Genomic DNA, 23,659 nt, shown 5'->3' on the forward strand with positions numbered 1-23,659 from the left:
CTCGGTGATTTGAGCCACCGCGTCCCGCTTGAAATCGTCACTGAAATTGCTCGTGCCCATCATGGCCTCCTTGCCTCAAAATTAGGGAAGAAGGCGTCTACAAATCTAGGGGCTATTCAGTTTGCGACTGCGCGAGCCTCATCCACATCATATGAGTCACTGTACTGGTTGTTGTAATTCCGGCTGATTTTAATGTCATCCGACAAAAGAACACCATCGCCAAACACTTCAGCGACAGCTTGTTTATCGGCGGATTCAAGCGAAAAGGTTGCGGTGATTGGCGTAGTATCGTCAAGGCAGCGACCTGCGGCCTTAGCCTCACGGCGGTGCCGCTTTTCTAGCCACGCGGGATAGTGCGTGGAGGAGGAGAACTTGACCCCACCCTGTGCCGGCTTGAGCCGTCGCAACGCCTCAAGGAAAGCGCTCTTGCCGCTCTCATTCTTGCCCACAAGGCAGGTGATGTCGGGCTGGATCTCAACCGGTGTTGAGTCCAACACATGTTTGAAATGTTTAATCTGAACCGTCTTGAGCTTCATGTGCCTGCCCTTAGAATCAAATGTGCGATTTATAGAATATATATTGTGGTTGCATGCCGTAGTGTTCAAGATCAGTGGCGGAATATTGCACTGCGAATACACATCAATCGATCTCGTGACCTACAGCCTGATTTTGTATCTTTTTCTAAATCAGCAACGTCCGCTCATTTGTACTAGGGGAGAGCGTGTTTACCCGCAGAAAACTTCCACCTCCCACCCAATTTCTCGTTTGGCGTCTCGAATCCAATATCTCAATTGTCCGCATTGCCGAACTCAAGGGCTGGCTTCAGGCGTCATCTCACCCTATGGCAGCTTTTGCGAAGCAGAGACACTTTTACGCTTGCGCGACAACAGTCCGCTGTCCGCCCAATCTGGAAATTCGTTCCATCTCAAAAGAATGTCCGCTTTGAAGCTTAGCCTCCAACGCGGCGAACGACCGCAATGGCAGCGCAAAGAAGCCGCCAGAAGATGTCTCCGGGAATGGCGCTGCAGGCGCAGTTCACCTCACGTCGTTCTGTTCACAACCCCAGCATCTTCCGGACCTGCCCCAAATCCGTCTCCCCGCCGGCGAAATCGTCGAAGGCCTTGTCGGTCACCTCGATGATGTGGCTCTCGATGAAGGGGGCGCCTTCCGCGGCGCCCTGTTCCGGCGATTTCAGGCAGCATTCCCACTCGAGAACGGCCCAGCTGTCGTAGTCGTACTGGGCGAGCTTGGAAAAGATGCCGGAGAAATCGACCTGGCCGTCGCCCAGGGACCGGAAGCGGCCGGCGCGGCCTAACCAGCCCTGATAGCCGGAGTAGACGCCCTGGCGGCCGTCCGGGTTGAACTCCGCGTCCTTCACGTGAAAGGCGCAGATGCGCTCGTGGTAGATGTCGATGAAGGCGAGATAATCGAGCTGCTGCAGCAGGAAATGCGACGGGTCGTAGTTGATCCGGCAGCGCGGGTGGCTGCCGAGCGCCTCAAGGAACATTTCGAAAGTGGCGCCGTCGAAAACGTCCTCGCCCGGATGGATCTCGTAGCCGACATCGACGCCGTTCTCGTCATAGACGTCCAGAATCGGTTTCCAGCGGCGGGCGAGCTCGGTGAAGGCCTCCTCGATCAGGCCGGCCGGGCGCTGCGGCCAGGGGTAGAGATAGGGGAAGGCCAGCGAGCCGGTGAAACTGACGGAGGCCTTGAGGCCGAACCGCCGGCTGGCGCGCGCCGCCTTCTTCATCTGGTCGACCGCCCACTCCTGGCGTGCCTTCGGGTTGTTGTGAACCGAGGCCGGCGCGAACCCGTCGAAGGCGAGGTCATAGGCCGGGTGGACGGCGACAAGCTGGCCCTGCAGATGGGTGGAAAGCTCGGTGATCTCGACGCCGGCGTCGGCACAGACGCCCTTGATCTCGTCGCAATAGGTCTGGCTCTCCGCCGCCGCGTCCAGGTCGAACAGGCGGGCGTCGAAGGTCGGAATCTGGATGCCCTTGTACCCGAGGTCCGCTGCCCATTCGGCGATGGAGGGCAGCGTGTTGAAGGGCGCATCGTCGCCGCCGAATTGCGCCAGGAAGAGCGCGGGTCCCTTGATCAGTCCGGCCATGATGGTTTCTCCAAATCGGTATTCTTCCTGAATTTGGTCACTTGCGTGCCGGGCCTTCGCGCTCGGCGGAAGCCGCCCAGAGATTGACGTTCGCCTCGCGCGTCGTGGCCTCGATTTCCGCGAGCTCCGCGTCGCTGAAGTCGAGGTTCTCGATTGTCTTGACGCAATCGCGAACCTGTTCGGCCCGGCTGGCGCCGATCAGCGCGGTCGTGACCCGGCCTTTCCGCAACACCCAGGCGATCGCCATCTGGGCAAGGCTCTGGCCGCGCCGTTCGGCGATCGCGTTGAGGGCGCGGATCGTTTCCAGGTTGTCGTCGCTGAGGAACTGCTCCTGGAGCGACTTGCCCTGGGTCGCGCGGCTGCCTTCCGGAACGCCTTTCAAGTACTTGCTCGTCAGCATGCCCTGGGCAAGTGGCGAGAAGGCGATGGAGCCGATGCCGAGGTCTTCCAGCGTGTCCAGCAGGCCGTCTTCCTCCACCCAGCGGTTGATCATCGAATAGCTCGGCTGGTGGATCAGGCAGGGCGTGCCCAGGTCCTTCAGGATCGCCGCGGCTTCGCGCGTGCGTCTGGAATTGTAGGAGGAAATGCCGACGTAAAGCGCCCGGCCCGAGCGCACGATCTGGTCGAGCGCCATCATGGTTTCTTCCAGCGGCGTGTCCGGGTCGTAGCGGTGGGAATAGAAGATGTCGACATAGTCGAGCCCCATCCGCTTGAGGGATTGATCGCAGGAGGCAATCAGGTACTTGCGGCTGCCCCACTCACCGTAGGGACCTGGCCACATGAGATACCCCGCCTTGGAGGAAATGATCATCTCGTCCCGGTAAGGCGCGAAATCGGTGCGCAGCAGCTCGCCGAAAGCCTCTTCCGCCGCGCCCGGTTTCGGTCCGTAATTGTTGGCAAGGTCGAAATGGGTGATGCCGAGATCGAACGCGGTCCGGGCAATCTCCTGCTTGCGCTCATGCGGCGTGTCGTCGCCGAAATTGTGCCAGAGGCCGAGCGAAATCGCCGGCAGTCTCAGGCCGGACCTCCCGCAGCGCCGGTAGTCCATCGTGTCGTAGCGCGTGTCCGCTGCCGTCCAGGTCATGTTCTGTCCCGTCAAATCAAAAGGGTTTGCGCTGCCTGCGGACCGAGCGCCTCGGGCCGGTCGCAGCCGGTCTTGATGTCGATGAACTCTCCGCGCTCGCCGGAAGCGAGGATCGCCGTCATCACGTCGACCACATGGAGCGCGAACTCGAGCGAGCAGCGATGCGGCCGGTTTTCCAGGATGCCGAGCGCCATGTCCGCGAGCCCCGCCGTCCGGTAATTGGCACGGCCCCGGTCGTTGGTTTTTGAAAAGGGATGGTTCCATGCCTCGGCGATGGTTACGAAGCTGCCCTTTTCCGTCATGCGCAACTCGCCGCCGAAGAAGTTCGGGTCCGGAACATGCAGGGTTCCGTCGCGCCCGTAAAGCTCCATGTTGGCGTGTCCGTGCTGCCAGACGTCCCAGCTTGCGCAATAGGTGATCTGCGCGCCGGAATGAAATTCCAGGACCGCGTGGATCGTCGTCGGCGTTTCCACCGTGATTTTCTCGCCATGGCGCGGCTCGGAGGTGATGGTGCGTTCCGCAGAACCGGACGAACTCATGGCGGTGACCCGTTTCACGGGGCCCAGAAGCTGAACCAGGTTGGAGACGTAATAGGGCCCGAGATCGAGGATCGGACCGCCACCGGGCTTGAAGAAGAAGTCCGGGTTCGGGTGCCACATCTCCATGCCGGGGCTCTGCACGAAACAGGTGCCGGAGGTGACCTTGCCGATGGCGCCCGTGTCGATCAGGTGGCGCGCCAGCTGATGCGCGCCGCCGAGAAACGTGTCCGGCGCCGAGCCGACGCGCAGGCCCTTTTCCGCCGCAAGAGCCGCAAGATCCTGGCCTTCCCCGACCGAGAGAACGAAGGGCTTTTCGGAATAGACATGCTTGCCCGCCTCAAGCGCCTTTTGCGACACCTCGAAATGGGCCGCCGGCACGGTCAGGTTGACGACGATGTCGATGTCGTCGGCGGAAAGCAGTTCGTCGACGGTTTCGGCCCTGAGGCCGAATTCCTCCGCCCGCGCCTGTGCGGCGGCCGCGTTGAGGTCGGCGCAGGCGCGGACCTCTATGCCCCGAAAGAGCGGCGCGAGTTTCATGTAGGCGCCCGAGATATTGCCGCATCCGAGGATGCCGATGCCGAGTTTGGTGCTCATGGTCAGTCCTTAAAACGTGCGGAAGGCGTCGATGGAGCGCGTCGCGAAACGGGTAAAGTCGGAGGGCTTGTCGTGCTCCATGACGAAGAGGTCGACGCCCGCGCCCCGAAGCGCGGCCATGATCGCCTTCCAGTCCATGGTGCCGTGGCCGACATCCGCCCAGCCGTCCTCGTCCGCGCAGTCGCCTTGCCGGGCGATATCCTTGACATGGGCGGTGGTGATGCGGCTCGCGTATCTGTCGATCCACGCCAGCGGGTCCTGCCCGCCGCGCACGATCCAGGCGATGTCCGCCTCCCACTCGATGGAGGGAGCCGTTTCCAGCAGGATATCCATCGGCAGGCGGCCGTCTGCGCAGGGCCTGAATTCGAAATCGTGATTGTGCCAGCCGAACCTGAGGCCCGCGCCGCGGATCTTTTCGCCGATGGCCTCAAGCCTTCCGGCAACAGATTGCCAGTGGCCGGCGTCCGGCGCGCGTTGGTCCGGCGGCAGGGCGGGCACGAACAGCCGCTTCATGCCAAGCGTTCTGGCGGTGAAGATCACCTTGTCGAGGTCCTCCTCGAACTGTTCCATCGGAAAGAAATGGCCGGACGGCATGGCAAGATCATAGGCGTCGAGCAGGGTCCTGAAGGTTTCCGGGTCGCCGTAGGTGCCGCCGAAGCCCTCCACCCTGGTGTAGCCGAGCCCGGCAAGCGTCTTGAGAACATGGTCCCACGGGGTGAAGTCGCGGGCGGAGTAAAGCTGAAACGAAACGTCCATGGATATATCCTTGAGCTCTTGAAAGGACCGGATCAGAGCCGGTCTTCGGTTGTCTTGTCGAAAAGATTGGCGCGGGCCGGATCGAAGCCGACCTGAATGTCGTCGCCCGGGAAAACGCTCGCCTGCCCGTCGAGGCGGACCCACAGGAGATGGCCGTCCACCTTGACCCGGGCGAGCGTGTCGGAGCCGAGCGGTTCGACAAGCTCGACACGGCCCTGAAGACGGACAGGCGCCGTGTCCGCGGGGTCGCCCGCGACCATGTGCTCCGGCCGGATGCCGAACCAGGCGGGAGCGGGCTGGAAAGTGCTGTCGAGAAACGCGTAGTCCTCCAGCGGGAAGGCATGCCCTCCGGAGACGAAGCGCAGGCCGTCGCCGCTGATAATCTCGCCTTCAAAGAAATTCATGGTCGGCGAGCCGATGAACTCCGCGACATATTTGCTGGCCGGGCGGTTGTAGATCTCCTTCGGCGAGGCAAGCTGAAGAATGCGGCCGCCGCGCATGATGGCGATCCGGTCGGCCAGCGTCATGGCCTCGATCTGGTCGTGGGTCACATAGATCATCGTGTTGCTGAGCTTCTGGTGGAGCTGCTTGATTTCGACCCTCAGGTCCGCGCGCAGTTTGGCATCGAGATTTGACAAGGGTTCGTCAAACAGAAAGACATCCGCGTCGCGCACCAGGGCACGGCCGATGGCGGCGCGTTGGCGCTGGCCGCCGGAAAGGGCGGCCGGCTTGCGTTTCAGAAGCGGTTCGATCTGCAGGATCTTCGCCGCCCGGGCGACGCGCTCCTCGATCTCCGGCTTCGGTACGCGGGCGTTCTTCAGGCCGAAGCTCAGGTTGCCGGCGACCGTCATTTGCGGGTAGAGCGCATAGCTTTGAAACACCATGCCGATGCCTCGCTTCGACGGCTCCTCCCAGGTGACATTGCGTCCGCCGATGAAGATCTGGCCGCCGCTGACGTCGAGCAGCCCCGCGATGCAGTTGAGAAGCGTGGACTTGCCGCAGCCGGACGAGCCAAGCAGCACGAGGAACTCGCCCCGGCCGACATCGAGATTGAGGTCCTTCAAAACGTCCAGCGCGCCGAAGCTCAGGGACAGGTTCTTGATGGAGATGCTTGCTTCCATGGGGTCCGCTTCAGCCTTTCACGGCGCCGGCGGCGATGCCGCGCACGAAGAGTTTTCCGGAGATGAAATAGACGGTGAGGGGAACCAGGCCGGTCAGGATCGTGGCCGCCATGTTGACGTTGTATTCCTTCACCCCTTGCGTGGAGTTGACGATGTTGTTGAGCTGCACCGTCATCGGATAGAGGTCCGGCTTGGTGTAGACGACGCCGAACAGGAAGTCGTTCCAGATGCCGGTCACCTGCAGGATCATCGCGACGACGAAGATCGGCAGGCTCATCGGCACCATGATGCGGAAGTAGATCCTCCAGAAGCCGGCTCCGTCGACCCTGGCCGCCTTGAACAGTTCCTGCGGCACGGAGGCGAAATAGTTGCGGAAAAGCAGGGTCAGGATCGGCATGCCGAAAATCGTGTGCACGATCACGAGACCGGTCAGGCTGCCGTAGAGCCCGATCTCGCGCAGCATGATGACCAGCGGATAGAGCATCACCTGATAGGGGATGAAGGCGCCGACGATCAGGATGGTGAAGAAGGTATCCGCGCCCTTGAAGCGCCAGTTGGCGAGCGCGTAGCCGTTCACCGAGGCGATGACGATCGACAGTATGACCGACGGGATCAGGATGCGCACGGAATTGAAGAAGCCGCGCGAGAGCCCGTCGCAATTGAGCCCGGTGCAGGCCTCCGCCCAGGCCTTGACCCAGGGCTGGAAGGTGACCTCGAGAGGCGGTGAAAAGATGTTGCCGATGCGGATTTCCGGCATGCCCTTCAGCGAGGTGACGATCATCACGTAAAGCGGCAGCAGGTAGTAGAGGCAGACGACAATCAGCGTGCCGTAGACGATGATGTTTCGCCGGGAAAGGACCTTGCGCGGCTTGCGTCCGGCCGGACCGTTTTCCACGCGAGCAGCTTCTGACGGAACTTCCGCAAGCCGGAGGGAGACATCGCCGCCGGCCGCTCCGGCCTCAGCGCGGTATTTCAGGGAGTTCTTCAGAAGGTGCGGTGTCTTGGTCATCGCCGCTTGCCCCCGAATTCGAGATAGGCCCAGGGCACGACGATGATGACCACCGTCAGCAGCATCATTGTGGAGGCGGCGAAACCCTGTCCGAGGTTCTGCGACAGGAACATGGCGTCGTAGACGTATTTCGCAGGCACCTCGGAGGAAATGCCCGGTCCGCCGCCGGTCTGGGCGACGATCAGGTCGTAGACCTTGATGATGCCCGACGCGATCAGCACGATGGCGGTGATGAAAATGCCGCGCATCATCGGAATGACGATGAAAAGATAGGTCTTCCACATCGGAATGCCGTCGATCTTCGCCGCCTTCCAGATGTCCTCGTCGATACCGCGCAGGCCCGCCAGCATCAGGCACATGATCAGCCCGGTTTCGTGCCAGAGCCCGGCGATCAGCACACCGTAGATGACGATGTCCGGATTGTAGAGCGGATCGAAGGTGAAGCTTTCCCAGCCCAGGCCGCGCACCACGTGCTGGACCCCGAAATCCGGATTGAGGATCCATTGCCACGCGAGCCCGGTGACGATGAAGCTCAAGGCGAAGGGATAAAGCAGGATGGTCCGGAACGTGTCCTCGAAGCGGATCTTCTGGTCGAGAAGGGCCGCCAGCAGAAAACCGATCACCAGCGCGAAGACGAGGGAAAAGGCGCCGTAGATGGCCAGGTTTTCAATGGAGATCAGCCACTTGTTGCTGCTCCACAGGCGCTCGTATTGCGCCAGTCCGACGAATTTTTCCTTCGGCAGCAGCTTGGAACTGGTGAAGGAATAAAGAACCGTCCAGGCGGTTCCTCCGACGAACACCGCGAGCGCGGTGACGATCATCGGGACCGCTGCAACCTTGGCGCTGAGGTTCCGGTGCCAACCCAAAGGGCGCTTGGCTGCGTCCATGCCGTAAAAGTCCTCGAAGATTGACCTGACTGAAAGTCCGCTCCGGCCTTCCCTGCGCGCATTGCTGCGCGCAGGGCTGGAGGCCGCCGCCCCTGGAATGGCCCCCGTTCGATGCTGCGGGACGGCGGAAGAGAGCCGGAGTTAGTCGGCGCTGGCGACGATCGAGGCGAACTGCTTCTGAACGTCTTCCGCCGACATCGACGGATCGTTGAAGAACTCGACGAAGAGATCGTTCACCTGGGTCAGGCTGTCGGCGGACATGAGCTGGTCCGGAGCCTGAATGATCGCGCCTTCCGACAGGATATCGAGGCCCTTGCGCATGCAGTCGTTGGCGGCCTCAAGGTTCACGTCGCCGCGCACGGGAAGCGATCCCTTCTTTAGGTTGAAGGCGACCTGGGTGTCCGGAGACAGCATCACCTTGGCGAGCTCGCCTTGCGCCGCCGTGATCTCGGGATCGTCCACTTTCGGGAAATAGAAGGCGTCCCCGCCGGTCTGGATCACCTTGTTGACGCCAAGGCCCGGCAGGCAGGAATAGTCCTTGCCTGCAACCTTGTTGGCGACCGCGAACTCACCCTGTGCCCAGTCGCCCATGATCTGGCCGGCAGCCTTGCCGGTGATCACCATGGTGGTGGCGTCGTTCCAGTTCTGGACGTTGGAGTCCTTGGCCATGTCGCGGGCCGTTGCCGCGGCCTGAAAGACCTTGGCCATGTCCGCGCCGCCCGCGAGCTCCGCGTCCTTGTCGCCGAAGATCTTCGTGTAGGCGTCAGGACCGGCCAGCGCTACGAGCAGGACCTGGAAGGCCAGCGTCGTCTGCCAGGGCTGCTGGCCCATGGCAAGCGGGATGACGCCCGCTTCTTCAAGCTTCGGTGCGGCGGCGACGAAGTCGTCCCAGGTGGCGGGCACATCAAGACCGTTGTCCTCGAAGACCGCGTTGTTCAGCCACAGCCACTGCTGGGAATGAATGTTGACCGGAACGCAATAGATCCTGCCGTCGAGGGTGCAGCTTTCCAGGAGGCTTGCCGGACGGACGATCTCCTGCCAGGCCTCTTCCTTGGCGATGTCGGTCAGGTCGCGCATCAGTCCGGCCTCGACCAGTTCTTCCGCCTGGCGGCCGTGGTTGAACTGCGTCGCGCCCATGGGGTCGCCACCGGTTATGCGGCTGATCATGATCGGGCGGGCCGTGCCGCCGGAGCCGGCGATGGCGCCGTCCACCCATTTGTTCCCGGTGGCGTCGAAGGCTTTCGCAAACTCGGCGACCGCGGCCGCTTCGCCGCCCGAGGTCCACCAATGGGTGACTTCAAGATCGGTCGCCTGCGCGGCGCCGGCGGCGCAAACCGCGGTGGTTGCTGCAAAAAATGCGCGTAATGATTTCATCTGTTCCTCCCGGCGGACCGAATCCAGGTCCGGCTGTCGTCGCCATGCGGTTCACACCGCATTTTTTTAATCGATTCAAATTCAGATTATTGTGTTATGTAATCGATTACATTTATCATTCGCCCGAAACGGGCTTGTGTCAAGCCGGAAAGTCGGCCCGCTATGTGGCCATGGAAAAAAGCAAGGCGGCAGAGGCGGTTGTGGCTTTAAAAAATGCAAGGATCGTGGACGTCGCCAGGGCTGCCGGAGTTTCCACGGCAACGGTCAGCCGCGCGCTGTCGAGCCCGGACCTCCTGACCGAAGAAACCCGAAAAGCCGTCTTCGCCGCCATCAAGGCCACCGGTTACCGGGTGAACAAGACCGCCAGAAAACTGAGAACGCGCCAGGCCGGCGCCGTGCTCGTGCTTGTGCCAAATCTCGGCAACCCGTTCTTTTCGCAAATCCTGGCCGGCATCAGCGAGACGCTTGGCGAGCGTGACACGTCGGTTCTGATCGCCGACACCGAGGATCGGGCGACGTCCGGACAACACCTGGTCGATTACTTTTTGGACGCGCAGATCGACGGCATGATCTGTCTCGACGGGGCGCTGTCGCAGCGCGAACTCGCGCAGTTCGAGGAGAACGGCGTCTCCGGGAAGATCGTGTTCGCCTGCGAATGGGTGCAGGGCTCAGATTTTCCGTCCGTGAGAAGCGACAACATCCAGGGCGCCCGCCTGGCCGTCGGTCACCTGTACGATCTCGGCCACAGGAAAATCGCCCATGTCACAGGCCCGCAGGACAACGTCCTGACCCATGCGAGACGCGAGGGCATGTTGGCGGAACGTGCGAGGCTGGGACTTCCCGCACGCGAGGAGTGGATCATCCGCGGCGACTTCTCCCTTGAGTCCGGCAAGGCGGCCGCGCACAAGATCGTCCACATGACGGACCGGCCGACCGCTGTCTTCTGCGCGTCCGACCAGGTCGCTTTCGGCCTGATCTCGACCCTGTCGGCCCACGGGCTCCGTGTGCCCGGTGACATCTCCGTCATCGGCTTCGACGACATCGAATTGTCCGAATACTACGTGCCGGCGCTGACCACGATCCGGCAGGACAGACGCGCGCTGGGGACAAAGGCGGCGCAATTGTTTCATCAGCGGGTTGGCACGGGTGCCGTCGCGGGGTTGGGTACGGACGAAGAGGCGCCGGCACCGGTCATCATCGGGGTCGATCTGGTTGTCCGGCAAAGTGCCGCACCCGTGCGGGTCGAACTTTAGTTTAATGCTGCGTTGCAATATGGGCTTGGCCGGTCCGGAGCAGCGCCGGATGCGACCGTGAGCAAGGCATCCAGATGCCCCGATTTCCTGAAGAAAACCTTATCTTCAGCAACGGAATTTCAGTTTGAAAGGCACAGCGAATATCTCGGCATCCCGGCCGGAAGCGCGTTGGCCGACCAATGATCCAGGTCATACACCTGTAACTATTTCTCTCCTACGCTCCGAATCATGGCAGGCATTCGGTTGAATGTTTCAAGGACTGTTGTCATTGGTAGAAATCCGGGCCTAAGATAACGAGCGCTCGTGGTGCAACAGGTGCCTTGTCGTGAGCCAGGGTGCACTGCGGCGATATTGAACGAGCTTTTGCCAAGGGGGCAACGATGCTGGTCTCCCATACCCGAATTGTCGATATTGTTGGCGATATCATTCGAATTCAGGTGTCTTCCTCGAAATCGGACTCCGAAGGACGGCCCTGCCTTGGCGACCTTGCCGTGGTCGATTCGGGAGACGGAACCACGTCGCTCGCACAGGTCATCAATATCGACCACGATATGGTGTCCTTGCAGGTGAACTCCGGCACCAAGGGACTTGCGAACAATTCCTCCGTCCGCTTCCTCGGCGAGGCGGCCAAGGTCACCTATTCGGACAATATTCTCGGCCGCGTTTTCGACGGCGCCGGCAATCCGATCGATCAGGGACCGGATCTGGCCAGCGACCCGACCGTGCCCATCGGCGGTCCTTCGGCCAATCCGATGAAGCGGGTGCTGGCCTCGCGTATGATCCGCACGGACGTGCCGATGATCGACATCTTCAACTGCCTTGTCGAAAGCCAGAAAATCCCGATCTTCTCCGTGTCGGGCGAGCCCTACAACCCATTCTTGGCGCGTATCGGCATCCAGGCCGATGCCGACATCGTCGTCTTCGGCGGGCTCGGCCTGATCTTCGACGACTACGCGTTCTTCCGCAAACAGTTCGAGGACGCCGGCGTGTTTCCGCGCACGGTGATGTTCATCAACCAGGCGTCCGACCCGGTAGTGGAGCGGCTGCAGGTGCCGGACATGGTACTGGCGGTGGCCGAAAAATTCGCGGTCGAGGAAGGCAAGCGGGTGCTGGTGCTCCTCACCGACATGACCGCTTTCGCCGATGCGCTGAAGGAAGTTTCAATCGCCATGGAACGGGTGCCGGCCAACCGTGGCTATCCGGGCGATCTTTATTCCCAGCTGGCGCGTCGTTACGAAAAGGCGTGCGACTTCAAGGGCTCCGGTTCGGTCACCATCCTGACCGTCACCACCATGCCCGGCAACGATGTCACCCATCCGGTTCCGGACAACACCGGTTACATCACCGAAGGCCAGTTCTATCTGCACAGCGGTGTAATCGATCCCTTCGGATCGCTCTCCCGCCTGAAGCAGCATGTCATCGGCAAGGTGACCCGCGAGGACCACAACCAGATCATGAACACCATGGTCCGGTTCTATTCGGGCGCGCGGGACGCCGAACAGAAACAGTCGATGGCTTTCGAATTGTCCGACTATGACCGGCAGCTCCTGAAATTCGGCGGGCTGTTCCGTGAGCGCTTCATGGATATCGATGTCTCCATTCCGCTGGAGGAGGCGCTCGATCTGTGCTGGCAGACGCTTGCGGAATGTTTCGAGCCGGAGCAGCTTCTGATGAAACAGGGGCTGATCGACAAATACTTTCCGAAAAAGACAAAGCCCGGCAGCGGCTCCGATGAGGAGGCCGCGTAATGGCAAAGCTGGCGCTCAACAAGTCGTCACTGGCCAAGCAGAGCGCTCAACTTAGCGAATACAAGCGGTTTTTGCCGTCCTTGGAACTCAAGCGGCTCCAGATCATGGCGGAGCGCGCCAAGGCCAGGGAGGAGGCGGCCCGGCTGGATGGCGAGTTTCAGCGGTGTTTCGACGACCTTGTGGCGGCCCTGCCCATGCTGTCGAACACCCAGGTGCCGCTGGAGGGTCTTGTGGTGCTGAAAGAGGCCGTCAGGGGCACGCAAAACCTGTCCGGCACCGAACTGCCCGTTCTGGAAAGCGTGGAAATCGAAACCAAACGCTATTCCCTGCTGGCCCGGCCGCACTGGGTCGATCCTTATGTGAAGGGCATGCAGGAGTTGCTGCGGCTCAGCCTTGAACGGGATGTCGCACGGGAACGGATCGTGCGTCTCCAGGAGGCGGAAGCGGTGATTTCCCGGCGGGTGAACCTGTTCGAGAAGGTTCTCATTCCGCAGGCGGCGCGCAACATCAAGAAAATCCGCATGGCGCTGGCGGATGCGGAGCGCGACGCCGTCGTGCGGGCGAAGATCTCCAAACGCAAGACCGCCGCGCGCGCGGCGGAGGAAAGGATGGCCGAGCTGTGACCATCGTTCCGCTCGTGAAGGTGAATGTCGTCGGTATCCTCGACGACAAGGAAAAGGTTCTGGAAACCGCTCAGGCTTTCGGAATGCTGCATCTGATCCCTCTCACCTCCGCTCAGAAAGATCTGGAAGCGGTCCCCCAGGGCCTCGGACGGGACGCGGCCTCCGCATTGCGCTGGCTTATGGACTGTCCGGCGCAGCGCCGTCCGGTAACCGACCATGACCGGTTCGATCTGGACGCGGTCGTCGCCCAGACGCTCGAGAACCGCAAGGCCCTGAAGAGTTGCGAGGATCTGATCGCCTGGCTGGGCCAGCGGATCAGGGATGTCGAGCCCTGGGGGGAATTCAGCTTCTCCGACCTTGCCGAAATCGGCGACAATCGGCTGTGGTTCTATGTGGTGCCGACCGCCAAGCTGAAACACGTCGATCCGGCGGACAAGATCCTGGAAATCGTGCACAAGGACAGATACCGGTCCTATATCGTTTTGCTGGCCCCGGAAGAGCCTCCCGTTAGCGCCATGCCGGTTCCACGTGTGCATGTCGGCGCAGAATCCCTGTCCACCCTGAAACGCCGTCACGACGACGCTCTGATCGAACTCGAGGAGCTGGAACTGGAGCGCCAGATGCTGACCAAGTGGCGCTACGTTCTGGCGCAGAACCTTGCGGCGGCGCGGGACCGCTCGGCCCGCCAGCGGGCGGGTCTGGAAACCGCGGACGTGGAACGGCTGTTCGTGATGCAGGCCTGGGCGCGCCGCGACCAGACGGAGGAGATCCAGGACTTCGCCGCCGAGCACGATATCGCGGTGCTCTTCGAAGAGGTTTCGCAGGAAGATGCCCCGCCGACATTGCTGGAGAACGCAGCCGCGGTAGAGGCCGGCGAGGATCTGGTCGAATTCTACCAGACGCCGGGGTACCGTGACTGGGATCCGTCGGCGATTGTCTATGTCTCCTTCGTGATCTTCTTCGGCATGATCATGACGGACGGAGGCTACGGCCTTCTCCTGCTTCTGCTGCTCTATCTGTTCCGCAAACGCTTCGCGGGGTCCGATCTCGGCAGGCGGATGTACCGCATGTCGGTCTGGCTGATGATCTCGACAACGGCCTTCGGGGTCGCAACGGGCAGTTATTTCGGCGTTGCGCCGCCGCCGGACAGTTTCCTGGGCCATCTCAAGTTCATGGACCTCAAGGACGTCGACGCGATGATGAAGATCACGCTGGCGATCGGCGTGCTGCATATCGTGCTTGCCAACCTGGTGCGCGCCTATCACGCGGAGACGCCGAGCGGCCGGTACCAGCCGGTGGGCTGGTGCCTGGTGGCCCTAGGCGGACTGGCGACCTTTCTTGGGGCGGGGACGTTCCTGGCGGAGGCGGGACCCGCCGCGGTGGTGCTGGGCCTGTTGACGGTCGGTTTCTACGGCAGCGACCGCAAGGTCGACTCGGTCAGGTCCGGAGGCCTTCGGGTGTTCGACGGGCTGGCGGCGCTGGCCCGTATCGTGAACATTTTCTCCGACGTCCTGAGCTACATGCGGCTGTTCGCGCTCGGACTGGCGGCGGCGTCGCTTGCCGAGACGATCAACAACCTGTCGGGGCAGTTGAACGCAGCCGTGCCGGGGATCGGAATTCTGATCGCGATCGCCGTTCTGACCCTCGGTCACGGCATCAACATCGGCCTGGGTCTGATCGCGGGCTGTGTCCACGGTCTGCGCCTGAATGTCATTGAATTTTTCAATTGGGGTCTGAAAGACGAGGGCAAGCCCTTCCGTCCGTTCAAGAAAGAGGAGACACGCCTGTGAACGAATTCGTTGTGGCTCTCGGTTGGTTTGGGCTTTTCGCTCCGGTCGCCCTCGGTGCGATCGGCAGTGCCTGGGGATGCGCGCTGGGCGGCAGCGCCGCGATTGGCGCCATGCTGGACAGCGAGGGAGGGTACGGCCGGTTCATCGGTGTTTCCCTCATGCCTTCCTCGCAGGTGATTTACGGCATCGTGATCATGTTCTCGCTGCAGCAGACCACGGTCGACGCGGCCAACGGCGCGGCGCTCTTCGGCATCGGTGTGCTCTCCGGCTTCACGATGCTGTTCACCGGCATCCGCCAGGGCGAGGTTCTGGCGTCCGCCATTCACGCGTCCAAGGCGAAACCGGAGATTTTCGGCATATCGCTGGCTCCTGCCGCGGTGCTGGAAGGCTTTTCCGTCTTCGCGCTGGTCTTCGCGCTGGTTCTGGCCGGTTCGATCCCGAGTTAGGAGGCCCGCATGTCCAAGCAAAAGGCAACGCAAGATCTGGAAAACGCCGCCGGGGTGGGCGTTCAGGCTCTGATCGACCGTTTGAAGGCGGAAGGAGTCGATGCCGGGAAATCCGAAGGCGACGAACTCCTCGCCAAGGCAAAGGAGAAGGCCGACGAGATCGTCTCCGAGGCCCAGAAAAAGGCCGACAGCCTGCTGGCGGCGGCCCGCGCGGAAGCGGCCAAGGAAAAGTCTGCGACGGAAGACGGGCTGAAGGTCGCGGCCCGGGATCTTGTCCTGAGCCTGCGCAACGAACTCGGCGACCGTATCCAGCAGGAGGCAGCCCGTCTGGTCGGAACCACACTCGCGGATCAGGAGTTTCTCCAGAAGCTGATACTGACCATGGCGGGCAACGCCAGGGAAAACGCATCGGTCGGCGATACGGAGCCGATGGAGATCGTGCTTCCGGAAAAAATCGTGACCTTCGAAGAGTTGCGGCAGTCGCCGGAAGCGGTGGAACCCGGCACGCTGACCCATTTCGTCATCGCGCTGTCCGGAGAGGCCCTGCGCAACGGCGTGACCTTTTCCACGGCCCCGGGCCAGAACGGCATCAAGGTAAAGCTCACCGACCGGGACGTCTCGATCGACCTCACCGAGGACTCCATCGCCGGGCTCCTGAAAATGCACCTGCAGCCGCGGTTGCGGGCGGTGATGGAAGGGGTACTCAGGTAAACGATGTCCCGGCCGCACCAATATATTTCGCTGGTCACCAGCCTGCCGCATCTCGGAAAACTGTTTTCCGTCAAGGATGTGCCGATATCGGGTTTCCGGCTCAGGCAGAGGATTGCCGGTATGCTGGAGCCCGAGCATGCGCGATTGTTGCGCGAGGTGGTGGAGGTGACCGCCTGGGCCGGTGTGGCCAAATACGACGAGGACATCGAGATCATCCGGCGTGCCAATCAGGTGATCGGCGAACTCAAGGACTATCCGGACCTCCAGCATCTGGTCGGCGCGCGGATGGAAACGAGGACCCTGATCGCCGCCCTGCGCCGCCGTCGCGACGGACAGGAGACGGCCGGGGACATAAGCACCTGGGGCTTCGGCCGGTGGTGCGGCCAGATCAAGGCCAACTGGAGCGATCCCGCCTTCGGTCTTGGCCATTACATGCCCTGGATCGGCGAGGCGCACCGGCTGATGCAGGCGGGCGACCATATCGGCGTAGAGCGCCTGTTCCTGACGCAGGTCTTCCGCCAGCTTGATCATTATCTCACGCTGCATGAGTTCGACTTCGAAGCCGTCGGCATCTATGTGCTGCGCTGGGTGATCGTCGAAAGGTGGTCCCGCTACAACGAAGACGATGCGAGGGACCGGCTCAAGTCGCTTCTGGACGCCGCGCTTCAAGGGCCTGAAGGCCCTCATGAACACGTCGCCAAGGGTCTTTTTTCAGCAGACAGTTTAGCCTCGTAAGGGAGCCTCATCATGACCAGCCATGTCCAGCTTCCGGAGCCGACCGCGGAAATCGTCGCCGTCCAGGACGACCTTGTGACGCTGACACCGCTCGGGGACGCTCCCCTGATCAAGAACGAAGTGGTCTACATCATCCCGCACGGGCCGGAACGCGAAGGTAAGCCGAGAGAATATCTCAAGGCCGAGGTTCTCCGGGTCCGCGGCAAGACTGCCGAAGCGCAGGTCTTCGAGAGCACGTCGGGTGTTCGCGTCGGGGACAAGGTGATCCAGAGCGGCGACATGCTCTCCGTCGCCCTCGGTCCGGGGCTTCTCAGCACCGTGTTCGACGGCCTGCAGAACCCGCTCGCGGACATTGCGGCGGAGCACGGCTTTTTCCTGCCGCGCGGCGTCCTGACCAATGTGCTGGACGAGAAACGCAAATGGGCGTTCGAGCCGAAGGTGAAATCCGGCGATCCCGTCAAGGCGGGTGAAACGCTCGGCACGGTTCCCGAAGGCCGTTTCGAACACAGGATCATGACGCCCTTCGGGCTGACCGGAAACTGGTCCGTCGAACGGGTGCGCGAGGGCTCCTTCACCATCAACGACGTGGTGGTGACACTCAAGAACGACCGGGGCGAGACCCGTGACCTCACCATGGTTCAGCACTGGCCCGTGCGCCGCGCCATTCCCGAACGCCTGTTCGCGTCCGGTCAGAGCGAGCGTCTTTACCCGAGCGAGCCTCTGGTTACCACCCTGCGCCTGATCGACACGTTCTTCCCGATCGCGCGTGGCGGCATGGGCTGTATCCCCGGGCCCTTCGGCGCCGGCAAGACAGTGCTTCAGTCCCTGATCTCCAGGTTCTCCGCGGTCAACATCGTGATCGTGGTCGCCTGCGGCGAGCGGGCCGGGGAGGTCGTTGAAACCATCACCGAATTTCCCCACCAGCCGGACCCGTCCGGCGATGGCACGCTGATGGACCGCACCGTCATCATCTGCAACACGTCCTCCATGCCGGTCGCGGCGCGCGAGGCTTCGATCTACACCGGCATCACGCTCGGCGAGTATTACCGCCAGATGGGCTATGACGTGCTCCTGATCGCCGACAGTACCTCGCGCTGGGCGCAGGCCATGCGCGAGACTTCCGGACGTCTGGAGGAAATTCCGGGGGAAGAGGCGTTTCCGGCCTATCTCGACAGCGCGATCAAGGGCGTCTACGAGCGTGCCGGTGTGGTGCGTACGGCATCCGGTGAAACCGGCAGCCTGACCATGATCGGTACGGTGTCACCGGCGGGCGGCAATTTCGAGGAACCGGTCACCCAGTCGACGCTCGGAACCGTGAAGACCTTTCTGGGACTGTCTTCGGAACGCGCCTACAAGCGCTTCTACCCGGCCGTCGACCCGCTCCTGTCCTGGTCGCGCTATCACAAGCAGCTCGGCGAATGGTATCAGGAGAACATCGGCCCGGACTGGGTCCCGCGCGTCGAGGAGATGATCGAGCTCCTCAAGAAGGGCGACGAAATCACCCGCATGATGCAGGTTACCGGCGAAGAGGGCGTGTCGACCGAAGACTTCGTTCTCCAGCAAAAGGCGCTGTTCCTGGATATGGTCTATCTGCAGCAGGACGCCTTCGACGACGTGGATGTCTCCGCGCCGCTCGCCCGTCAGCAGCAGACCTTCGACCTCGCCTACAGGATCGCCAAGACGGATTTCAATTTCGAGGACAAGGACGCGGTGCGCAAGTTCTTCACCGAGCAGACGTCCCTGTTCAAGAACCTGAACTATTCGGCGGACGGCAGCAACGAACGCAAGAGCCTTCTGGACAAGATCACCCAAAACATCGGCAACGCACCCAGGCGTGTGACCGGCAAAGGCAACTAGATCGTCGCGGTTCAAGTGGGACCGGGAAACCAGCCAGCCTGCTCACTGGGAGGGGCTCATCCCGTTGGCAGTTGAAACAGGCCAAGACGGCTCTACAGCGCCCCGGTCGTTGAAGAGCCGAAGAAGGTGTCATGGGCGAAGAACTTGTAAAAGTGATTCCGTTCGCGAAGGGCATGCAGGCGGATACGTTTGCGGCCTTGAAGAAAGACATCACGCGAACCGTGGTCTCGCCCGGTGAGGACATCCTGCGTCCCGGAGACACGGTGGGTGGTGTGTTCCTGGTCAAGTCAGGGGCCATTCGCGTCTATTACATCGACGCGGAAGGCCGCGAAGGAACGCTTTACTGGATCGGGCCCGGCGAGAGCTGCATTCTGGCGCTCAACAGCCTGTTTTCAGACATGCCCTATCCGGCCTTTGCGGCCGCGGACACCGAAGGTGTGGAATTCCTGACCCTGTCCGGAAAGACCTTCAGGCAGCTGTTTGCTCGGGATCCGGCGGTTCAGGCATTTCTGTTCGAGCAACTGTCCGGACGTGTCTATGCTCTGCTCAGCACGCTGGAACAAACGATGCGCCTTCCTCAGGAGGAACGCCTGGTTTTGCTGTTGCTGGCACGGGCTGACGAAAGCGGCGTGATTTGTCTGTCGCAGGAGCGGCTCGCGCGTGACCTGGGTACGCACCGCGAGGTCGTTTCGCGTCTTTTGCGCAATCTGGCCGGCCAGAACCTGATTTCACTCGCGCACAAGCGGATCACCATCATGGATCGAAGCCGTCTTGAGGCCATGCTACCCGCTGACGGTCCGGACGGTTGACGGTCCTGGACCGTCGGGCATGCACGGAAAGTGACGGGCAGGGGGAACGCCGGGGGGCCGTCCGAATTCATCCCCGGCGCACACGCTGTTTAACGGGCGAGGGCCTGCGTGACGTCTTCGGTGGTCAACACACCGTTGGCGATCATGCTGTAATTCACCAAAGCCGCGTTATAGGCATCGGAGCCGGGGCCCCCGACAGCGTCCTTGACGACAAAGACCTTGAAACCGTTTTCCATCAGGGCGCGCATATGCGAATCCACACAAAGGTTGGCAACCAGCCCGCCGAGGATGACCGTGTCTATCCCCCGGGAGCGCAGCTGATAGATCAGGTCGTTGCTTTCCGGGCCGTACATCTTGTGGGGCGCGACCACGATGGTTTCGCCGTCATGGATGTAGGGTTTGTACGGCGCGTAGAAATCGGCCCCGGATCCTTCGAACCCCTCCGGGTTTGCCAGGGAGTCGCGATAGAGCGCCCTCATGTCCAGCAGTTGCCGCTGGAGTGCTCCCGCTCCAGACCAGTCGATGTCGACCCTGGTGTAGACCAGAGGGTCGACGGCGAGCGCGACGCCCTCTGACTTCGCCGTCTTCATCAGGGTTTCGATATTCGCGACCGTACCGAGTTCGGCAAGGTTTTCCGCGACAAGTCCGTAAAGCTTGCCGTCGGGAGCGAGGAAGTCATTCTGAGGATCTGTGATCACGATTGCGGTGTGCTTCTTGTCGAAACTGGGCAGGGGATTTTCCGCAGCCGGCGCCACGGCGCTGGCGAGCATCAGGGGAAGCCCGGCCGCGATTGTCAGCAATAGAGTCTTCATGTCCACAACCTTCTGTTGGTCTATCCAATTCGCCAGGCGACACAGATGTCGCTTCCGGCGGCTCCGGTTGTAGGAAGCTGACGCACATGGCTCTGGAACAATTGTTCCACTCTTAAACTCGATTTTTCGAGGAAGGGGGTGAACCGAAGCCCAGGGTCCGTACCCTGACGTCTTTTGCAACGATAATGCCGGCATTTCGGCCTTGATCAAAAAATAACCTTGACCAGAGACACGGCAACTTTCTAGATTTTCTTGACCAAATGGTCAGCGGACAACGCGCAGAAGGCAGAATGCCCGGTGCTCTGGCCGCGGCCGACTTGCCGGTGGTGGAAGGAATGGTCGGGAACCGCTATGGCCCCGCTCCGGCAAGGGTTTAAAATTCCAGAGAAGGGCCCGGCCGCATGGACCGAAGCCCGCAACCGCTAGGGGAATGGCAATGAAGGCATTGAAAAGTCTGGCACTCGTGTCGGCAATGGGCGCGGGTCTGCTCTCGGGAGCGGCACAGGCCGCCGACGAGCTGACGCTGCAGCTGAAGTGGGTCACGCAAGGCCAGTTCGCAGGCTATTACGTGGCCAAGGACAAGGGCTTCTACGAAGAAGAAGGCCTGGATGTGACGATCAAGCCGGGCGGCCCGGACATCGCTCCGCCGCAGGTCATCGCCGGCGGCGGCGCCGACGTGATCATCGACTGGATGCCGTCCGCGCTGGCGTCGCGCGAAAAGGGCGTGCCGCTCGTCAACATTGCGCAGCCGTTCAAGAAGTCCGGCATGATGCTGACCTGCCGCAAGGAAACCGGCATCACCGGTCCCGACGATTTCAAGGGCAAGACCCTCGGCGTCTGGTTCTTCGGCAACGAGTATCCGTTCCTGTCGTGGATGAGCCAGCTGGGCATTCCGACCGAGGGCGGCGACGACGGCGTGACTGTTCTGAAGCAGGGCTTCAACGTCGATCCGCTGCTGCAGAAGCAGGCCGACTGCATCTCCACCATGACCTATAACGAGTACTGGCAGGTGATCGACGCGGGCATTCCCGCCGAAGATCTTGTCGTCTTCAAGTACGAGGACCAGGGCGTTGCCACGCTGGAAGACGGTCTTTACGTTCTGGAATCCAGCCTCGAAGACGAGGCCATGGTCGACAAGCTGGCCCGTTTCGTGAAAGCGTCCATGAAGGGCTGGGCCTACGCTGCCGAGCACCCGGAAGAGGCAGCCGAAATCGTTCTGGAAAACGACGCCACCGGCGCGCAGACCGAAAAGCACCAGATCCGCATGGTCGGGGAAATCAACAAGCTGGTCGACGGCTCCGACGGCAAGCTGGACATGGACGCCTACGAGCGCACCGTGAAGTCGCTTCTGGCCGGCGGGTCCGATCCGGTGATCACCAAGGAACCGGAAGGCGCGACCAGCACGGTCGTCACCGACAAGATGTAAGACCTGCCCAGGTCCTGCTTGATTGCGAAAGGCCGTCCGGAAGGGCGGCCTTTTTGCGTTTTACTCCGCAAACCGCGCGGCCTAAAACAAACCGGAGTTTTTAAGCAAAGCGTTGCACATGAAAAAAGCGGTTGTTCTCGGAGCTTACGGTTTCATCGGCGGGGCCTGTGTCAGGGCTCTGCAGGAAGAAGGGTTCGCGGTCCTGGGCATTGGCCGATCGGTAACGGCGGCGCAGCGGGCGTTTCCGGATCTGGTCTGGATCATCCGCGACATCGCCTCGGTCTCCGCCGAGGAATGGAAAGAGCTTCTCGCCGATGCCGATGTGGTCGTGAATGCCTCGGGCGCTCTGCAGGATGGGTCGCGGGACAATCTGACCGCCATTCACGAAACAGCCGTTTCCCGCGTCGTGGAGGCTCTGACCGGATCGAAAACGAGGTTCATTCAGATCTCCGCCGCCGGGGTCAGCGAAGACGCGCCGACCGGGTTTTTCCGCACCAAGGCACGAGGCGACAGGACGGTCGTGGCGTCGGCCATCGACTGGATCGTTCTGCGTCCCGTTCTCGTCCTGGGGCGCGAAGCCTATGGCGGTACCGCATTGTTACGAGCCAGCGCTGCCCTGCCTTTGATCGGCGGAAAGGCGTTTCCGCAGGCGAAAGTCCAGACCGTGCATGTCACGGATCTCGCCAGGGCGGTCGCACAGGCCGCGACCGGAAGCCTCGGCAGCCGTTTCGTGGCCGATCTTGCCGAAGACCAAAGCCGGACGTTCTGGGAACTGACGGTCGGGATCCGGTCCTGGCTCGGGTATGCGCCCTGGCGCGCGGCGATCGCCGTGCCGGCCTGGACGGTCAGGCTGATCGGAAAAGGCGCGGATGCGCTCGGCTGGCTCGGCTGGCGCTCGCCGCTGAGGACAAACGCCCTGAAATCGCTGGAAAGCGGTATTACGGGCGACCCGCAAGAGTGGCGGCGGCGCGGAGGGACCAGCCTGAAATCTCTTGAGGAGACCCTGCGTGCGATGCCAGCGACCGCCCAGGAGCGCGCCTTTTCGAGAGTTTATCTGATCCTGCCGCTCGCCATCGGCTGCCTGTCCCTGTTCTGGCTTTTGTCCGGTCTGATGGGACTTTGGTCGTTCCGGGCGGCCCAATCCGTCCTGACGGAGACAGACGTGGCGCACGGCATCGCCGGTGCCGCCGTCATCGGCGGATCGGTCATCGACATTCTGCTCGGGCTTGGCGTTTTGTGGCGGCGCTGGACCCGTCCGGCCTGCCTGGGCATGGCGGCCGTCTCTCTGGGCTATCTCTTCTTCGGAACGCTGCTGACGCCGGAGCTTTGGGCCGACCCGCTGGGACCGTTCGTGAAGATCTTTCCGGCCCTGGTGCTTGCGCTTGCGGTCGCCTTCCTTCTGGACGAACGCTGATGACCTACGATCTGCTGAAGTTCGCTCATGTCATCGGTGCCTGCGTGCTCCTGGGAACGGGCGCGGGCATCGCCTTCTTCATGCTGGTTTCGCATCTGTCGAAAAATCCGGTCCTGATTGCCCATGTCGCCGGCATCGTCGTTCTGGCGGACACGGTCTTCACCGCCACCGCGGCGCTCCTCCAGCCCGTCACGGGTTATTTCCTCGCGCTGGAGGTCGGCTGGCCGCTCCTGAAAGGCTGGGTGTTCGTCTCGCTCTGTCTTTATGTGTTTGTTGGCGCCCTCTGGCTGCCGGTGGTCTGGATCCAGATCCGCATGCGCCGTCTCGCGGCGGAGGCGGCCGAAGCCGGGACGGCGCTTCCGGTGGCCTATTTCAGGCTGTTCCACATCTGGTTCGCCTGCGGCGTGCCGGCCTTCGCGGCGGTGCTGGCCATCGTCTGGCTGATGCTGACCAAGCCTGACTTTTCAGGCTGAGGGACCTATCCCCGGTCGTCGGGTTCCTTGCGCATGAGCAGCCAGATCATCGCGCCGATAAACGCGAAGGTCATGAGGTTCAGGATCG

The 23,659-nt window shown here is 61.9% G+C and carries 22 protein-coding genes; 12 read left to right on the forward strand and 10 right to left on the reverse strand.

Going from position 1 to position 23,659, the window contains the following annotated elements:
* Positions 1–116: 116 nt before the first annotated feature.
* The 9 genes from JF539_RS19830 to JF539_RS19870 form a co-directional block, all read right to left on the reverse strand.
* Positions 117–536: an AAA family ATPase gene (locus JF539_RS19830; protein WP_207142473.1), complete on the reverse strand. Its 420-nt coding sequence runs from the start codon at positions 534–536 to the stop codon at positions 117–119.
* A 518-nt stretch (positions 537–1,054) separates the two neighbouring features.
* Positions 1,055–2,110, reverse strand: a complete 1,056-nt coding sequence (locus JF539_RS19835; RefSeq protein ID WP_207142474.1) for a sugar phosphate isomerase/epimerase family protein — start codon at positions 2,108–2,110, stop codon at positions 1,055–1,057.
* A 37-nt stretch (positions 2,111–2,147) separates the two neighbouring features.
* Positions 2,148–3,194, reverse strand: a complete 1,047-nt coding sequence (gene mgrA, locus JF539_RS19840) for an L-glyceraldehyde 3-phosphate reductase (protein WP_207142475.1) — start codon at positions 3,192–3,194, stop codon at positions 2,148–2,150.
* Between the two features lie 11 nt (positions 3,195–3,205).
* Positions 3,206–4,327 (reverse strand): Gfo/Idh/MocA family protein, encoded by a 1,122-nt coding sequence (locus tag JF539_RS19845; protein ID WP_207142476.1) that lies wholly within the window; start codon positions 4,325–4,327, stop codon positions 3,206–3,208.
* 9 nt (positions 4,328–4,336) lie between these two features.
* Positions 4,337–5,083, reverse strand: coding sequence for a sugar phosphate isomerase/epimerase family protein (locus JF539_RS19850; protein WP_207142477.1), 747 nt, complete (start codon positions 5,081–5,083; stop codon positions 4,337–4,339).
* Positions 5,084–5,115: 32 nt separating this feature from the next.
* Positions 5,116–6,204, reverse strand: coding sequence for an ABC transporter ATP-binding protein (locus JF539_RS19855; RefSeq protein ID WP_207142478.1), 1,089 nt, complete (start codon positions 6,202–6,204; stop codon positions 5,116–5,118).
* Positions 6,205–6,214: 10 nt separating this feature from the next.
* A complete protein-coding gene (locus JF539_RS19860) occupies positions 6,215–7,213 on the reverse strand; it encodes a carbohydrate ABC transporter permease (protein WP_207142479.1) in 999 nt (332 codons plus the stop codon).
* Entirely contained in the window at positions 7,210–8,100 is an 891-nt protein-coding gene (locus tag JF539_RS19865) for a carbohydrate ABC transporter permease (protein WP_207142480.1), read from the reverse strand. The genes JF539_RS19860 and JF539_RS19865 overlap by 4 nt, the downstream gene beginning before the upstream one ends.
* Before the next feature lie 141 nt (positions 8,101–8,241).
* Positions 8,242–9,474 carry an ABC transporter substrate-binding protein gene (locus JF539_RS19870; RefSeq protein ID WP_207142481.1) on the reverse strand — a complete coding sequence of 411 codons (1,233 nt, stop codon included), beginning with the start codon at positions 9,472–9,474 and terminating at the stop codon, positions 8,242–8,244.
* Positions 9,475–9,674: 200 nt separating this feature from the next.
* Between JF539_RS19870 and JF539_RS19875 the strand changes: the two genes are divergently transcribed.
* The 9 genes from JF539_RS19875 (at position 9,675) to JF539_RS19915 (ending at position 19,446) form a co-directional block, all read left to right on the forward strand.
* A complete protein-coding gene (locus tag JF539_RS19875) occupies positions 9,675–10,727 on the forward strand; it encodes a LacI family DNA-binding transcriptional regulator (protein WP_207142482.1) in 1,053 nt (350 codons plus the stop codon).
* Between the two features lie 380 nt (positions 10,728–11,107).
* Complete coding sequence (locus tag JF539_RS19880) at positions 11,108–12,475, forward strand: V-type ATP synthase subunit B (protein WP_207142483.1); 1,368 nt, start codon at positions 11,108–11,110, stop codon at positions 12,473–12,475.
* Positions 12,475–13,098 (forward strand): V-type ATP synthase subunit D, encoded by a 624-nt coding sequence (locus JF539_RS19885; RefSeq protein WP_207142484.1) that lies wholly within the window; start codon positions 12,475–12,477, stop codon positions 13,096–13,098. The genes JF539_RS19880 and JF539_RS19885 overlap by 1 nt, the downstream gene beginning before the upstream one ends.
* Positions 13,095–14,888, forward strand: a complete 1,794-nt coding sequence (locus JF539_RS19890) for a V-type ATP synthase subunit I (RefSeq protein WP_207142485.1) — start codon at positions 13,095–13,097, stop codon at positions 14,886–14,888. Before JF539_RS19885 ends, JF539_RS19890 begins: the two co-directional genes overlap by 4 nt.
* Positions 14,885–15,334, forward strand: coding sequence for an ATP synthase subunit C (locus JF539_RS19895; protein ID WP_207142486.1), 450 nt, complete (start codon positions 14,885–14,887; stop codon positions 15,332–15,334). Before JF539_RS19890 ends, JF539_RS19895 begins: the two co-directional genes overlap by 4 nt.
* A gap of 9 nt (positions 15,335–15,343) precedes the next feature.
* Positions 15,344–16,045 (forward strand): hypothetical protein, encoded by a 702-nt coding sequence (locus JF539_RS19900; RefSeq protein WP_207142487.1) that lies wholly within the window; start codon positions 15,344–15,346, stop codon positions 16,043–16,045.
* A gap of 3 nt (positions 16,046–16,048) precedes the next feature.
* Positions 16,049–16,780: a hypothetical protein gene (locus JF539_RS19905; protein ID WP_207142488.1), complete on the forward strand. Its 732-nt coding sequence runs from the start codon at positions 16,049–16,051 to the stop codon at positions 16,778–16,780.
* A 12-nt stretch (positions 16,781–16,792) separates the two neighbouring features.
* Positions 16,793–18,637, forward strand: coding sequence for a V-type ATP synthase subunit A (locus JF539_RS19910; RefSeq protein WP_207142489.1), 1,845 nt, complete (start codon positions 16,793–16,795; stop codon positions 18,635–18,637).
* Positions 18,638–18,768: 131 nt separating this feature from the next.
* Positions 18,769–19,446 (forward strand): Crp/Fnr family transcriptional regulator, encoded by a 678-nt coding sequence (locus tag JF539_RS19915; RefSeq protein ID WP_207142490.1) that lies wholly within the window; start codon positions 18,769–18,771, stop codon positions 19,444–19,446.
* A gap of 89 nt (positions 19,447–19,535) precedes the next feature.
* Here JF539_RS19915 and JF539_RS19920 read toward each other — a convergent pair whose 3' ends face one another.
* Positions 19,536–20,258 carry an isochorismatase family cysteine hydrolase gene (locus JF539_RS19920; RefSeq protein WP_207142491.1) on the reverse strand — a complete coding sequence of 241 codons (723 nt, stop codon included), beginning with the start codon at positions 20,256–20,258 and terminating at the stop codon, positions 19,536–19,538.
* Positions 20,259–20,730: 472 nt separating this feature from the next.
* Between JF539_RS19920 and JF539_RS19925 the strand changes: the two genes are divergently transcribed.
* From JF539_RS19925 to JF539_RS19935, 3 genes are all read left to right on the forward strand, one after another.
* On the forward strand, positions 20,731–21,684 hold the full coding sequence (locus JF539_RS19925) for an ABC transporter substrate-binding protein (RefSeq protein ID WP_419247696.1): 954 nt from the start codon (positions 20,731–20,733) through the stop codon (positions 21,682–21,684).
* Positions 21,685–21,802: 118 nt separating this feature from the next.
* Positions 21,803–23,098 (forward strand): SDR family oxidoreductase, encoded by a 1,296-nt coding sequence (locus JF539_RS19930; protein ID WP_207142493.1) that lies wholly within the window; start codon positions 21,803–21,805, stop codon positions 23,096–23,098.
* Positions 23,098–23,571, forward strand: a complete 474-nt coding sequence (locus JF539_RS19935; protein ID WP_207142494.1) for a DUF2269 family protein — start codon at positions 23,098–23,100, stop codon at positions 23,569–23,571. Before JF539_RS19930 ends, JF539_RS19935 begins: the two co-directional genes overlap by 1 nt.
* Positions 23,572–23,659: the final 88 nt, after the last annotated feature.

It is taken from the genome of Roseibium aggregatum (assembly GCF_017309185.1).
Classification (GTDB): Bacteria; Pseudomonadota; Alphaproteobacteria; order Rhizobiales; family Stappiaceae; genus Roseibium; species Roseibium aggregatum_B.